Raw genomic sequence first — 13,020 nt, 5'->3', positions numbered from 1 at the left:
GGCGCGCAGCTTACCTGATTTTTCGCAGGCGAAAAAAAACCGGCGATCAGTGCCGGTTTTCTTCGTGCTGCGAATTACTTGATCAGGCTGAGAAACTCGCTGCGAGTGGCCGCGTTTTCGCGGAACTCGCCGAGCATCACCGAGGTGATCATCGTCGAATTCTGTTTCTCCACACCGCGCATCATCATGCACATGTGCTTGGCCTCGATCACCACCGCCACGCCCAGGGCGCCGGTGACTTGCTGGACCGCGTCGGCGATCTGGCGGCTGAGGTTTTCCTGGATCTGCAGGCGGCGGGCGTACATATCGACGATCCGCGCGACTTTCGACAGTCCCAGTACCTTGCCGCTCGGGATGTAGGCAACGTGCGCCTTGCCGATGAACGGCAGTAGGTGATGCTCGCACAACGAGTAGAGCTCGATGTCCTTGACCAGCACCATCTCGCTGTTGTCGGAGCTGAACAAGGCACCGTTGGTGACCTCTTCCAGCGTCTGTTCATAACCGCGGCAGAGGTACTGCATGGCTTTGGCGGCACGTTTTGGCGTGTCGAGCAGGCCCTCGCGGGACACGTCCTCGCCCAATTGGCCGAGAATCGCGGTGTAATTCTGTTCCAGGGACATGAAACTACCTGTGGGATTTTACGCAAAGGGCAAGGGTACGGTGGCAAACACGGCGCTGCAAGCGTGAAGCGACAGCTTTACTCGTCACGACCTTCCATCATGGTTCGTTTAAGCATCACGTAAACCGCTCCAGCGCCGCCGTGTTTCGGCTGGCACGAGGTGAAGCCGAGCACCTGTGGATGCTGACGCAGCCAAGTGTTGACGTGACTCTTGATCATCGGCCGCTTGCCGTCCAGACGCACGGCTTTGCCGTGGGTGACGCGCACGCAGCGGATTTCGAATTTAGTTGCTTCGGCCAGAAACGCCCAGAGGGTTTCACGGGCCTTTTCCACGTTCATGCCATGCAGGTCAAGGCTGCCTTCGAACGGAATCTGTCCGATCTTGAGCTTGCGCATCTGGCTTTCCTGAACACCGTCACGCGCCCACATCAGCTCGTCTTCCGGGCCGACATCAATCACAAACTGATCGGACAGCCCGTCAACGGTGGTCGCATCGGTGCGCACAGTGGCGGCCTGGCGCAGCTTGGCGATTTGCGCGCGGTCGGCCTTGGGTTTGCCGGTTTCGGCGCGATCGTGCTTGATCGGCTTGACGCCTTGGATCGCGCTTTTGAACAGGGAAAAATCGTCGTCTTGCATGTCAGCCTCCGCGAAGGGGGGGCAGTTTACCCAAGTCGGAGCGCTATCCATAACAATTGAGGCCCGTCAAAACGCCGGGCCTTTGATTCAGTCGTGTTTTTTCATCAGGTGCGGGGCTATGTTCAGCTCTCGCGACTGTCGCGAACGGCGACGGCAGCGGCGCCATAGCGACACGCCGAGGTACAGCACGAACACGCCCACCGCCAGAATGATCGACGAGCCCAGCGGGCTGGCATTCAACTCGCCCAACGCCGGTGGCCGCCCCAGCAGGCTGGCCGCGCCGGCCATCGCCAGCAATACGCCGCACATCGCCAGCAGGGCAGCGAACGCTGCGCCGAAGCGAAATCGCCAGTTGCGTTGGCCCTTGGGCCGCAAGCGGCGTGCATCAAAACCATCGGATAACTTCATTCCGACCTTCCTCAATGGGTATCGGCCCTTCGACCGGGAGTTGACCGGGATGTTCCTGAGGCTAGGGCAATTACGGCAAATGAGAGGCTTTTGCGGATGAGCGGCGGTTTGGGCCGCTCATCGACGGTCGATCAGATCAGATCGCGGGTCAGGGCGAGGGTGGCGAAGTTGTCCGCCATGATCGCCATTTCGGTCTGCTGAACGTGTTCGGCGCTGAGGATCCCGCCCTTGCAAGGCAAATCCCGCGTCGCGCAGGCGTCTTCCACCAGAGTGCAGCGAAAGCCCAGGTTCTTCGCCGCACGCACGGTGGTGCTGACGCTGGAGTGACTCATGAAACCGCAAACGATCAGGTCGAGCGAGCCCAGTTGTTGCAGGCGATCGTACAGTTCGGTGCCGTGAAACGCGCTTGGCAGCAATTTGCCGATGACGGTTTCGTCGCCCTGTGGCTCCAGGCCCGGGATGAACTCACCGCGTTCGCCCTGGGGATCGAACAGCCCACCGACGGTGCCGAGGTGACGCACATGCACGATTGGCCGACCGGCTGCACGGGCAGCGGCCAGCAGGTGTTTGATGTTCGCGACGGCAGCATCCATGCCGCTCAGGGCCAGCGGACCACTGAGGTATTCTTTCTGGGCATCAATGATGACTAGGGTCGCATGACCCAGATTGGCCGCTGCGTAACCACGGCCGCTGAGTTGAAACATCGTTTTTGGAACGGACATTCTGGGGCTCCTTCGAGTGGGGCTTTTGCGACATTCTCCTCTGGCTGAGCGCTTCTGTGAATCGCTACCATCGCAGGCACCGCCGTTGCTGGCTCGCAGCCTTGTCAAGATACTCGTTCTGTTCAATAGCTCGCTGAAAAAATAGAAGAGTCCTACATCTGATACGGTGTTTTTCCTGCGTCGTCGCGGCGCCGTTTGGCTGTTAGAATCGCCAGTCGTTTTTTCTGGAGTTTATCCCGTGACCACTTCCCGACTTCGTACCCTGCGTGACCATATCCGTTGGGCCGTCAGCCGCTTCCATGGGGAGGATCTGTTTTTCGGCCATGGGACCGACAACGCCTGGGACGAAGCCCGTCAACTGGTATTGGGTGCGCTGCACTTGCCGTGGGAAATCGCCGACAGCTATCTGGACTGCCGTCTGGAAGACGACGAACTGGCCCATCTGCAAAGTTTGCTCAAGCGTCGCATCGAAGAACGCATTCCGACCGCTTACCTGCTGGGCGAAGCCTGGTTCTGCGGCTTGTCGTTCATTGTCGACGAACGCGTACTGATCCCGCGTTCACCGATTGGTGAGCTGATCGAAAAGCGTTTCGAGCCGTGGCTGGGCGCCGAACCTGCGCGCATTCTCGACTTGTGCACCGGTTCCGGTTGCATCGGTATTGCCTGTGCCTATGAGTTCCAGAACGCCGAAGTGGTTTTGGCTGACCTGTCGTTCGAAGCATTGGAAGTGGCTAACCAGAACATCGAGCGCCACGGTGTCGACGAGCGTGTATTCACCGTTCAGGGCGATGGTTTCGATGGTTTGCCGGGGCAACGTTTCGACCTGATCGTGTCGAACCCGCCTTACGTCGATGCAGAAGATTTCGCCGACATGCCGGACGAATATCAACACGAACCCGAGCTGGGCCTGGCCTGTGGCGACGACGGTTTGAACCTGGTACGCCGCATGCTCGCCGAAGCGGCGGATCATCTGACCGAGAAAGGTTTGTTGATCGTCGAGGTGGGTAACAGCCAGGTTCACGTCGAGGCGTTGTACCCGGAAGTCGATTTCGCCTGGCTGGAGTTCGAGCGCGGTGGGCATGGGGTGTTCATGCTGACAGCGGAGCAGTGCCGCGATCATCAGGCGCTGTTCGCTTCTCGCGTCTGACCCCTTATAAAAGCAAAAGATCGCAGCCTTCGGCAGCTCCTACAGGTGTATACCGAACCAATGTAGGAGCTGCCGAAGGCTGCGATCTTTTCTTGCGACTAACGCCGGTTTACCGGTGCGTGGCAATCCAGATCAACAACCCCGCCTGAAACACCGCAAACGCCACCAGACAGGTAATGGTAAAACGCAGTCCAGCGTCTTCACGCTTGTACTTGCTGACCTTTTCTTCGTGTTTCTTCAGTTTGACTTCCTGTTCCGCCAGGTTCTGCTCGGCTTGCTGGAGCATCTGCGCGGCTTCGAGGATTTCCACCTGTTGCAGCTTTTCGCTGTTCCAGTCGCCCAGCAAATCACCGATCTGCACCTCTTTGACGCTGCCCTTCAAATGCTGGGCATCGGCGTAGGCCACGTCAAAACCGTGCACCCGCAGAAAGTGGTCGCGGCGCAGGCGCGTGTCTTCGTTCAACGCGTCCTTGTTGTTCAAGTCAGTGCCGTCGACGGTGTAGGCGGGCCATCGTTTCTTCGCCCAAGTAATGCCTTGAGCCGCCATATAGCGCCCGATGCCACGGTTCATCGGCTCTATCTGCAAGCCGCTTTCCGGAGCGAAATGCACGCGTTTGGCGGCGTGATCGACCCACACATCCAGATGATTCTGTTCTTTGCGTACCCGTTGGCCTGGCAGCTTGATGGCCATGCGCAGCAGGCTGTGCTCCTTGCTGTTGCGTTCGGCGTAACCGAATTCGACAAAGCGCAGCGGTCGGCCTCCGGTGTTACGGTCGGTTTGCAACGGCGCCAGGCGGAGCATTTTGTGGTGCTCGACGTGGACGTCCGCCCACGGCAGCTCGACCGCTGGCGGTGTGTCTTTTTCAGCGGTGGAGTCGGGTGAAGTCTGGGTATCAGTCATAACGGCGAGATCCTGTCCAAGCCCTGTTGCCGCCAGTCATAGCGCTGGCGACAAAGGCTTATCGGCCGTTTTTTTCAGGACTGGAGCTTAACTGGGGCGAAGTCCGTCAATAAATCCGAGGATTCGTGCGCCGAGTTCCGCCGCCAGGGGCAATTGCGGATCTTTATAGGAGGCCAATTGCCGCTTCACGTCGTTGGGCACGATGCGCATGACGTGGTTCATGCCTTCGATCAGTGCCAGTTCGGCGTCCGGTTTGGCGGCTTTGAGCGCCCTGGCGTCACCCACGCCGACCTGGATGTCGTTGCTGCCCTGAATGATCAGTGCCGGCATCTTCAGTTTGGCGAAGGCTGCCGCCGGGTCCTGGCGGAACAGCGAAATCAGGTACGGCTGCACGCTGGGGCGGAAAATCACCTGCAACTGCGGCGGCACGTTGTCGTCAGTGTGGCCGGCCTTGAGGCTGTCGAGCAGTTCATTGCTGCGCAGCATCAAGGCTGGCGGCAGGCGATTGCTCAACTGCTGGCGCAGCACTTGATCGATCGGCCGGGCGCTGCCGGACAGGGAAATCACCGCCGCGGCGTCGACACTTGGCGCCGCCAGGCTTGCAATCAACGCACCTTCGCTGTGGCCCAGCAAAATCAGTTTGCCCAGGCGCGGGTCGGCCTTGAGCTTCTGCCCCCAGGCCACGGCATCGGCCACATAGGCTTCCACCGACAGATTGCGTTCATCCGGCGTTGCCGCAAGGCTCGCCGCCACGCCGCGTTTGTCGTAACGCACACTGGCGATGTTGTGTTTGGCCAGCACCCAGGCCAGCCGTTTGAGGCTGTCGTTGCGCCCGCCGTCGGGGTTGTTTCCGTCACGATCCGTGGGACCGGAGCCGGAAATGATCAGGACAACCGGTACCGGCGTGTCGGACTTGGGCAGCAACAGCGAGCCGAAAAGCTCGCCACTGCCGGTGTCCAGGGTGATCGGGCGTTGCAGGACTGAAGCCTGTACAAAACCGGTAAACAGGGTAAGGCTCAAGGCTAGAACTCGCAGCATCATCACGCCATCATCAACAAGGTGCCGGTTGGACTCGCAGGCACCCATAAGGTTCGAGGATGAACTACTTGGGTAGCCTGCGTATACTGGCGCGCATTACGTATTTTAGGTTCGATTTCACGGAGCGTCCTGCATGTCCGGCAATACCTACGGCAAGCTGTTCACTGTCACCACCGCGGGCGAAAGCCATGGTCCGGCGTTGGTCGCCATTGTCGATGGCTGCCCGCCGGGCCTGGAGATCTCCCTTGAGGACCTGCAGCGCGACCTGGACCGCCGCAAGCCCGGCACCAGCCGCCACACCACCCAGCGCCAGGAAGCCGACGAAGTCGAGATCCTTTCCGGCGTGTTCGAAGGCCGCACCACCGGTTGCGCCATCGGCCTGTTGATCCGCAACACCGACCAGAAGTCCAAGGACTACTCGGCGATCAAGGATCTGTTCCGTCCGGCCCACGCCGACTACACCTACCACCACAAATACGGTGAGCGCGATTACCGCGGCGGCGGTCGCAGTTCGGCCCGTGAAACCGCCATGCGCGTAGCCGCCGGCGCGATTGCCAAGAAATACCTGGCCACCCAGGGCATCGTCATTCGTGGCTACATGAGCCAGCTCGGCCCGATCGAAATCCCGTTCAAGACCTGGGATTCGGTGGAAGAGAACGCTTTCTTCAGCCCCGACCCGGACAAAGTGCCGGAGCTGGAAGCCTATATGGACCAGTTGCGTCGCGACCAGGATTCGGTCGGCGCGAAGATCACCGTGGTCGCCGAAGGCGTGATGCCGGGCCTCGGCGAGCCGATCTTCGACCGCCTCGACGCCGAACTGGCCCATGCGCTGATGAGCATCAACGCGGTCAAGGGCGTGGAAATCGGTGCCGGTTTTGCCAGCATCGCCCAGCGTGGCACTGAACACCGCGATGAAATGACCCCGGAAGGTTTCCTCAGCAACAACTCCGGCGGCATTCTCGGTGGCATTTCGTCGGGTCAGCCGATCGTTGCGCACCTGGCGCTCAAGCCTACATCGAGCATCACCACGCCGGGCCGTTCCATCGATATCCATGGCAACCCGGTGGAGGTCGTCACCAAGGGCCGTCACGACCCGTGCGTCGGCATCCGCGCCACGCCAATCGCCGAAGCGATGATGGCCATCGTGCTGATGGACCACTTGCTGCGTCACCGCGGGCAGAACGCCGATGTGCGCGTGAGCACTCCGGTGTTGGGGCAGCTTTAATGGCTGATCTGAAGGCCGCTGCAGTCTGATGACGGTGGCGGCGCTCCCGTACTGGCGGCTTTCCAGCTTCTACCTGTTCTATTTCGCCTTGCTCGGTTCGACAGCGCCGTTTCTGGCGCTGTACTTCGATCATCTGGGCTTCAGCGCCGCGCGCATTGGCGAACTGGTGGCGATCCCGATGCTGATGCGCTGCGTGGCGCCGAATATCTGGGGCTGGCTCGGTGACTACACCGGGCGACGGCTGGCCATCGTGCGTTTCGGCGCCGCCTGCACCTTGCTGACCTTCTCACTGATTTTCGTCAGCAAAAGCTACGCGTGGCTGGCGATGGTCATGGCCTTGCACGCGTTCTTCTGGCACGCGGTATTGCCGCAGTTCGAGGTCATCACCCTGGCTCATTTGCGGGGGCAGACCTCGCGCTACAGTCAGATTCGCCTGTGGGGTTCCATCGGTTTCATCATCACCGTGGTGGCGCTGGGCCGATTGTTCGAATGGCTCAGCCTCGACATTTACCCGGTGGCACTGGTGCTGATCATGGCCGGGATCGTCGTCAGCAGCTTGTGGGTGCCCAACGCGCAACCGGTTCAGGGTGAACGGTTGACGGGGGAGGGATTCCTCCAGCAATTGCGCAGCCCCGGGGTGTTGGCGTTTTACGCGTGCGTGGCGCTGATGCAGATGAGTCACGGGCCGTATTACACCTTTCTGACCTTGCACCTTGAGCGACTCGGTTACAGTCGCGGGCTGATCGGCATGCTCTGGGCGGTCGGCGTGGTCGCCGAAGTCATGATGTTTCTGTTCATGAGCAAGATTCTCGCGCGCTTCTCGGTACGCCGGGTGCTGCTGGCGAGTTTCCTGCTGGCGGCTTTGCGTTGGTTGTTGCTCGGCTCGTTTGCCGAGTTCCTTTGGGTGTTGCTGTTCGCCCAGGTGCTGCACGCCGCCACCTTCGGCAGCTTTCACGCCGCTGCCATCCAGTTCGTGCAACGTAGCTTCGGCGCGCGCCAGCAAGGGCAGGGCCAGGCGTTGTATGCCGCGCTGGCCGGCACCGGCGGTGCACTGGGCGCGTTGTATTCCGGCTACAGCTGGAATGCCCTCGGCGCCACATTGACCTTTAGTATTGCCAGTCTCGCAGCCTTTGCCGCTGCCGTTATCATTGCCACACGTATGCAAGAGGACAGGCCATGAGCCTTAGCCGTGAACACCTCGCCCAGGAAATCATCGACGCCGGGCGCTTTCTGTATGGCCGTGGCTGGTCGCCGGCCACCAGCAGCAATTATTCGACCCGCCTGTCGCCGACCGAAGCCTTGCTGACCGTGTCCGGCAAGCACAAGGGCCAACTGGGTCCGGATGATGTGCTGGCCACCGACTTGTCAGGCAACAGCCTGGAGCCAGGCAAGAAGCCGTCCGCCGAAACCCTGTTGCACACCCAGCTCTATAGCTGGCGTCCGGAGATCGGCGCGGTGCTGCACACCCATTCGGTGAACGCCACGGTGCTGTCGCGCCTGACGCCGGAAGATTTCATCGAGTTCGAAGACTACGAACTGCAAAAAGCCTTCAGCGGCGTGTCGACTCACGAGTCCCGCGTTCGCGTGCCGATTTTCGACAACGACCAGGACATTGCGCGGCTGGCCGCCAAGGTGCAGCCTTGGCTCGACGCCCACCCTGATTGCGTCGGTTACCTGATTCGCGGTCATGGCCTCTACACGTGGGGCGCGCGCATGAGCGACGCACTGCGGCAGATCGAGGCTTTTGAATTTTTGTTCGAGTGCGAGTTGAAGACGCGCTCGCTCTTTAACCGTAATGCATGAACTGTTAAGGAGTTGCCCTGATGAGCAGCCTGTCCGTTTACCACGTCTCAAGCCCTGACATTCCGAACAAGGTGCTGACCCACTTTGAAGACATCGCCTCGACCCTGGCCGAGCAGGGCGTGCGTTTCGACCGTTGGCAAGCCGCAGCGAAAATCCAGCCTGGCGCTAGCCAGGAAGAAGTGATCGCCGCGTACCAGGAGCAAATCGACAAGCTGATGACCGAGCGCGGTTACGTCACCGTCGACGTGGTCAGCCTGAACAGCGATCACCCGCAAAAAGCCGAGTTGCGTGCCAAGTTCCTCGATGAACACCGTCATGGCGAAGACGAAGTGCGATTTTTCGTCGCTGGCCGTGGCTTGTTCACCCTGCACATCGACGATTACGTGTACGCCGTGCTCTGCGAGAAGAACGACCTGATCTCGGTGCCAGCCGGCACAAAGCACTGGTTCGACATGGGTGAAAACCCGCATTTCGTCGCAATCCGCCTGTTCAACAACCCCGAAGGCTGGGTGGCCAACTTCACCGGCGATGACATCGCCAGCCACTTCCCGTGTCTTGAGGACTGAACCGATGCCGATCAAAGCGATTCTCACCGACATCGAAGGCACCACCAGCGCGGTGAGTTTTGTGTTCGACGTGTTGTTTCCGTACGCGGCTAAACACCTGCCGGACTTCGTTCGCGAAAATGCCGAACGTGCTGACGTCGCCGAACAGCTTGCCGCCGTTCGTCGTGACAGCGGTGAACCACAAGCCGACGTCGAGCGGGTTATCGAAATCCTCTTGGGCTGGATCGCCGAAGACCGCAAGGCCACGCCGCTCAAGGCGTTGCAAGGCATGGTCTGGGAGCAGGGGTATCAGGCCGGACAGTTGAAGGGCCATGTTTACCCGGACGCCGTTGAAGCGCTGAAGCGCTGGCATCAGGAAGGCTATCAACTGTTTGTTTATTCCTCGGGTTCGATTCAGGCGCAAAAACTGATTTTCGGTTGTTCGGAGGCGGGGGATCTGTCGCCACTGTTCAGTGGCTATTTCGACACCACTTCAGGGCCCAAGCGCGAAGCGCAGTCCTACCAGCGCATTACCCAGGCGATTGGTGTCGAGGCTTCGCAGATTCTGTTTCTGTCCGACATCGTTCAGGAACTGGACGCGGCGCACACGGCCGGCATGGCAACCTGTGGCCTGGCCCGCGAGGGCGGGGAATTGGCAGGGCATGTGACGGTGGACAGTTTTGCCGGGATCAATCCTTCTGCCTTTTAAGCATCAGCCGTAGAAACAACTCAGGCCGTGAAGCGAAAGCTCTCACGGCCTGATCGTTTATAGCGCTGTTACGGGTTACGCCGAGTGATAGGTCGGCAGCGCGAACCGTTGCTGGCTTTGCAGCATGGAAATCTGCGGCAGTTCACTGGCCTGTTCGGCGACGTCACGGCGAATCGCGCTGATGACCCATGACAGCTGATCGCCGGCATGCAATTGCTGGTAGGAAATCGAACGTTTGAAGACTTTACCGTCGTGGCTGCGCAGGGTCAGCAGAATGCCGCCATCCGGCCGGGGCTGGGTGGTCACTTCGAAGTTGGAGAACAGCGACGAAAATTTTTCCTGGATCAGGCTCATGTCTATCAGCTCCATTTTGTGCTTGAAGGGCAACATGGAGGGGTAGTTGCAGTGATTGTGCCAGCACCTATATTTTTAAAATTTCATATAAATCAGTAAGTTATATTTTTATGATTTTTTGGCTTTCGTGCAATTTGCATGAATGGCCATCGTGCATCCTGCATTTTGCGAGATCGTCGACAACTGGACGGAACCAATCCCAACGCCGGCGTTCCGCTTTGCGAAGGCTTCGGCCGTGGATACAAAACATTGCAAAAACCGCGTGTACAGCTCAAGAAGCCCTGACGTATTTTCGGCCTCAATCAACGCCACCCGACAATAAAAAGATCGAACGGGAGCAACCATGAGCCGCACGCTGCACGACACGATTACCTGGGGCATGATGCTCCGCAAGCTGCCTTCCATTGCCAAAGCCATCCCTCGCGTGGTGAAGGGCATGAAAGTCGCCAACGTCAAGGACCCGACCCAACCGTGTGGTCTCGGCTGGAGTTTCGAGCAGGCGACGTTGCGCAATCCCGATGGCCCGGCATTGCTGCAGGGCGACGTGATACTCACTTATGCACAGGCCAATCAGTGGGCCAATCGCATCGCCCATCACCTGATTGCCCAAGGCATCGGCAAGGGCGATGTGGTCGCGGTGTTTATCGAGAACCGTGTGGAACTGCTGGTGACGATATTGGCGGTGGCCAAGGTCGGTGCGATCAGCGCCTTGCTTAATACTTCCCAGACCCGCGACACCCTGGTTCATAGCCTGAATCTGGTGGCGCCTGTAGGGATTGTGGTTGGAGAAGAGCTGGTTCCGGCCTTCAATGCGGTCCGCGAGCGGGTGGCCATCGATGTGGCGCGCACCTGGTTTGTCGCCGATCAAGACACTGACCGTGATCCGGGCAAAACGCCCGATGGTTTCATTAACCTGATGGCGGCCAGCTGCGACGCGCCCAGTGACAATCCCGTCAGCAGCCGGCAGGTTTTTTTCGACGACCCTTGTTTCTATATCTACACCTCGGGCACTACCGGGTTGCCCAAGGCCGGGGTGTTCAAACACGGCCGCTGGATGCGCAGCTCCGCCAGCTTCGGGCTGATCGCCCTGGACATGCAGCCGCAGGACGTCCTCTATTGCACCTTGCCGCTGTACCACGCCACCGGGCTCTGCGTGTGCTGGGGGTCGGCGATCAGCGGGGCGTCGGGGTTTGCCATCCGCCGCAAGTTCAGCGCCAGCCAGTTCTGGAGCGACGTGCGCAAATACCGGGCGACCACCCTCGGGTATGTCGGCGAGTTGTGTCGCTACCTGGTGGATCAACCGCGCAGCGTCGACGACAGTCGGCACAACGTGACGAAGATGATCGGCAATGGTCTGCGCCCCGGCGCGTGGAGCGAGTTCAAGACGCGGTTTGCCGTCGACCATATCTGCGAGCTGTACGCCGCCAGCGACGGCAATATCGGCTTCACCAACATCCTCAACTTCGACAACACCATTGGCTTTTCCCTGATGTCCTGGGAGCTGGTGGCGTACGACCACGACAGCGGTGCCCCCACGCGGGATGCCAAGGGTTTCATGCGCAAAGTGGCCAAGGGTGAGCAGGGGCTATTGTTGGCGAGGATCGACGACAAGGCGCCGCTGGACGGCTACACCGATCCGCAGAAGACCGCAAAAGTGGTGCTCCACGATGTGTTCGTGAAGGGCGACCGTTACTTCAATACTGGTGACCTGCTGCGCAACATCGGTTTCGGTCACGCGCAGTTTGTCGATCGCCTGGGCGACACCTATCGCTGGAAGGGCGAAAACGTTTCCACCACCGAGGTCGAAAACATCCTGTTGCAACACCCGCACATCGCCGAAGCCGTGGCCTATGGCGTGGAAATCCACAACACCAACGGGCGGGCGGGAATGGCGGCCATTACACCGGCCGAATCCCTGGCGACCCTGGATTTCAGTGAGTTGCTGGCGTTCGCCAGGCAACAAATGCCGGCCTATGCGGTGCCACTGTTCCTGCGGGTGAAAGTGAAAATGGAAACCACCGGGACCTTCAAGTACCAGAAGACCCGGCTCAAGGACGAAGCCTTCGATCCGAGCAAAACCGGCGATGACCCGATTTATGCCTGGCTGCCGGGCACCGAAACCTACGTGCGAGTCACCGAGCAGGTGCTGGCGGATATTTACGGAGGCAAGTACCGCTATTGAACGTGTCGTTATTGAATCTGGCTATGGTCCTCCATGAGAAAAAACAAGTGACAGGTTCCGGGCTGCTCGGGAAACTATCGGCTTTCCGATTGACCGAATGTGGAGTCCCCAATGTCAGACAAAAGCCGCCAGATGACCCCCGAAGAGGCTGCTGAATTTGCCGAACAGGTGTTCAACAAAGCGCGCGAGGGCGATGCGGCCATGATGGCTGCGCTGCTGACCAAGGGCCTGCCGCCGAACCTGCGCAACCACAAGGGCGACACTTTACTGATGCTCGCCGCGTACCACGGCCATGTCGACACCGTAAAAGTCCTGCTCGAACACAAGGCCGATCCCGAGATTCGCAACGACAACGGCCAGAGCCCGATTGCCGGCGCGGCATTCAAGGGTGATCTGGCAGTGGTCAAGGCGTTGGTCGAGGGTGGCGCTGAAGTGGAAGGTTCGTCCTTTGACGGCCGCACTGCGCTGATGATGGCGGCGATGTTCAACCGTGTCGAAATCATCGACTACCTGATCAGCAAAGGCGCCGATCCGAAAGCCAAGGACGCCAATGGGGTATCTGCGCTGGACGCGGCCAAGACCATGGGAGCGGCGGATACCACGGCTCAGCTGCAAAAACTCCTGGCCTGACCTCTGTGGTGTCGCGAGGCTCTGTGGCGAGGGAGCTCTGTGGCGAGGGGGCTTGCCCCCGTTGGGCCCCCCACCCGCCCCCAATTTGTATAAAAGAAAAA

Annotated in this window: 15 protein-coding genes; 8 read left to right on the top strand and 7 right to left on the bottom strand. The window is 59.7% G+C overall.

The genetic code is table 11. The features are described from left to right. Positions 1 to 74 precede the first annotated feature (74 nt). The 4 genes from folE to ACCC96_RS27725 form a co-directional block, all read right to left on the bottom strand. Positions 75 to 620, bottom strand: a complete 546-nt coding sequence (gene folE, locus ACCC96_RS27740; protein WP_007988130.1) for a GTP cyclohydrolase I FolE — start codon at positions 618 to 620, stop codon at positions 75 to 77. A gap of 77 nt (positions 621 to 697) precedes the next feature. Further along, positions 698 to 1,255, bottom strand: coding sequence for a Smr/MutS family protein (locus tag ACCC96_RS27735; protein WP_008005647.1), 558 nt, complete (start codon positions 1,253 to 1,255; stop codon positions 698 to 700). An 87-nt stretch (positions 1,256 to 1,342) separates the two neighbouring features. After that, positions 1,343 to 1,663 (bottom strand): hypothetical protein, encoded by a 321-nt coding sequence (locus ACCC96_RS27730; RefSeq protein WP_018925195.1) that lies wholly within the window; start codon positions 1,661 to 1,663, stop codon positions 1,343 to 1,345. 131 nt (positions 1,664 to 1,794) lie between these two features. Further along, positions 1,795 to 2,385, bottom strand: a complete 591-nt coding sequence (locus ACCC96_RS27725) for a cysteine hydrolase family protein (RefSeq protein WP_007940817.1) — start codon at positions 2,383 to 2,385, stop codon at positions 1,795 to 1,797. Positions 2,386 to 2,623: 238 nt separating this feature from the next. On the opposite strand from ACCC96_RS27725, the gene prmB reads away from it, so the two are divergent. Beyond that, positions 2,624 to 3,532, top strand: a complete 909-nt coding sequence (gene prmB, locus ACCC96_RS27720; RefSeq protein ID WP_007940816.1) for a 50S ribosomal protein L3 N(5)-glutamine methyltransferase — start codon at positions 2,624 to 2,626, stop codon at positions 3,530 to 3,532. 109 nt (positions 3,533 to 3,641) lie between these two features. Here the strand turns inward: prmB and ACCC96_RS27715 are convergent, their stop codons facing one another. Both ACCC96_RS27715 and ACCC96_RS27710 read right to left on the bottom strand, forming a co-directional pair. After that, positions 3,642 to 4,433, bottom strand: a complete 792-nt coding sequence (locus ACCC96_RS27715; protein ID WP_019579706.1) for a hypothetical protein — start codon at positions 4,431 to 4,433, stop codon at positions 3,642 to 3,644. Positions 4,434 to 4,520: 87 nt separating this feature from the next. After that, a complete protein-coding gene (locus ACCC96_RS27710; RefSeq protein ID WP_019579707.1) occupies positions 4,521 to 5,519 on the bottom strand; it encodes an alpha/beta hydrolase in 999 nt (332 codons plus the stop codon). Between the two features lie 85 nt (positions 5,520 to 5,604). On the opposite strand from ACCC96_RS27710, the gene aroC reads away from it, so the two are divergent. From aroC to mtnC, 5 genes are read left to right on the top strand one after another with little or no spacing between them, the layout of a single operon-like run. Next, the gene (gene aroC, locus ACCC96_RS27705) at positions 5,605 to 6,696 is read left to right on the top strand and encodes a chorismate synthase (RefSeq protein WP_019648222.1); all 1,092 of its coding nucleotides are present in this window, start codon (positions 5,605 to 5,607) and stop codon (positions 6,694 to 6,696) included. Positions 6,697 to 6,724: 28 nt separating this feature from the next. Continuing rightward, positions 6,725 to 7,876 (top strand): MFS transporter, encoded by a 1,152-nt coding sequence (locus ACCC96_RS27700; protein ID WP_413697473.1) that lies wholly within the window; start codon positions 6,725 to 6,727, stop codon positions 7,874 to 7,876. Beyond that, complete coding sequence (locus tag ACCC96_RS27695; RefSeq protein WP_413697472.1) at positions 7,873 to 8,499, top strand: methylthioribulose 1-phosphate dehydratase; 627 nt, start codon at positions 7,873 to 7,875, stop codon at positions 8,497 to 8,499. The genes ACCC96_RS27700 and ACCC96_RS27695 overlap by 4 nt, the downstream gene beginning before the upstream one ends. 20 nt (positions 8,500 to 8,519) lie before the next feature. Then, on the top strand, positions 8,520 to 9,065 hold the full coding sequence (locus ACCC96_RS27690; RefSeq protein WP_019648225.1) for a 1,2-dihydroxy-3-keto-5-methylthiopentene dioxygenase: 546 nt from the start codon (positions 8,520 to 8,522) through the stop codon (positions 9,063 to 9,065). Between the two features lie 4 nt (positions 9,066 to 9,069). Next, the gene (mtnC, locus tag ACCC96_RS27685) at positions 9,070 to 9,753 is read left to right on the top strand and encodes an acireductone synthase (protein WP_413697471.1); all 684 of its coding nucleotides are present in this window, start codon (positions 9,070 to 9,072) and stop codon (positions 9,751 to 9,753) included. Between the two features lie 75 nt (positions 9,754 to 9,828). Here mtnC and ACCC96_RS27680 read toward each other — a convergent pair whose 3' ends face one another. Continuing rightward, positions 9,829 to 10,107 carry a DUF3509 domain-containing protein gene (locus ACCC96_RS27680; protein ID WP_018925205.1) on the bottom strand — a complete coding sequence of 93 codons (279 nt, stop codon included), beginning with the start codon at positions 10,105 to 10,107 and terminating at the stop codon, positions 9,829 to 9,831. 343 nt (positions 10,108 to 10,450) lie between these two features. Between ACCC96_RS27680 and ACCC96_RS27675 the strand changes: the two genes are divergently transcribed. Then, positions 10,451 to 12,289: a long-chain-acyl-CoA synthetase gene (locus ACCC96_RS27675; protein WP_413697470.1), complete on the top strand. Its 1,839-nt coding sequence runs from the start codon at positions 10,451 to 10,453 to the stop codon at positions 12,287 to 12,289. Between the two features lie 111 nt (positions 12,290 to 12,400). Then, entirely contained in the window at positions 12,401 to 12,919 is a 519-nt protein-coding gene (locus ACCC96_RS27670) for an ankyrin repeat domain-containing protein (RefSeq protein WP_019648228.1), read from the top strand. Positions 12,920 to 13,020: the final 101 nt, after the last annotated feature.

This window comes from Pseudomonas sp. Pseusp11 (genome assembly GCF_047304405.1).
Lineage (GTDB): Bacteria > Pseudomonadota > Gammaproteobacteria > Pseudomonadales > Pseudomonadaceae > Aquipseudomonas.
The sequence above is the reverse complement of the archived record's forward strand: the minus strand, read 5'-3'. Positions and strand labels throughout refer to the sequence as shown.

Coding starts and splice junctions, on each gene's coding strand:
- ACCC96_RS27710 (WP_019579707.1), bottom strand. CDS start 5,519: ATGGGTGCCTGCGAGTCCAACCGGCACCTTGTTGATGATGGCGTGATG.
- ACCC96_RS27675 (WP_413697470.1), top strand. CDS start 10,451: ATGAGCCGCACGCTGCACGACACGATTACCTGGGGCATGATGCTCCGC.
- mtnC (WP_413697471.1), top strand. CDS start 9,070: ATGCCGATCAAAGCGATTCTCACCGACATCGAAGGCACCACCAGCGCG.
- ACCC96_RS27695 (WP_413697472.1), top strand. CDS start 7,873: ATGAGCCTTAGCCGTGAACACCTCGCCCAGGAAATCATCGACGCCGGG.
- folE (WP_007988130.1), bottom strand. CDS start 620: ATGTCCCTGGAACAGAATTACACCGCGATTCTCGGCCAATTGGGCGAG.
- ACCC96_RS27715 (WP_019579706.1), bottom strand. CDS start 4,433: ATGACTGATACCCAGACTTCACCCGACTCCACCGCTGAAAAAGACACA.
- ACCC96_RS27680 (WP_018925205.1), bottom strand. CDS start 10,107: ATGAGCCTGATCCAGGAAAAATTTTCGTCGCTGTTCTCCAACTTCGAA.
- ACCC96_RS27725 (WP_007940817.1), bottom strand. CDS start 2,385: ATGTCCGTTCCAAAAACGATGTTTCAACTCAGCGGCCGTGGTTACGCA.
- ACCC96_RS27735 (WP_008005647.1), bottom strand. CDS start 1,255: ATGCAAGACGACGATTTTTCCCTGTTCAAAAGCGCGATCCAAGGCGTC.
- ACCC96_RS27670 (WP_019648228.1), top strand. CDS start 12,401: ATGTCAGACAAAAGCCGCCAGATGACCCCCGAAGAGGCTGCTGAATTT.
- ACCC96_RS27700 (WP_413697473.1), top strand. CDS start 6,725: ATGACGGTGGCGGCGCTCCCGTACTGGCGGCTTTCCAGCTTCTACCTG.
- aroC (WP_019648222.1), top strand. CDS start 5,605: ATGTCCGGCAATACCTACGGCAAGCTGTTCACTGTCACCACCGCGGGC.
- ACCC96_RS27730 (WP_018925195.1), bottom strand. CDS start 1,663: ATGAAGTTATCCGATGGTTTTGATGCACGCCGCTTGCGGCCCAAGGGC.
- ACCC96_RS27690 (WP_019648225.1), top strand. CDS start 8,520: ATGAGCAGCCTGTCCGTTTACCACGTCTCAAGCCCTGACATTCCGAAC.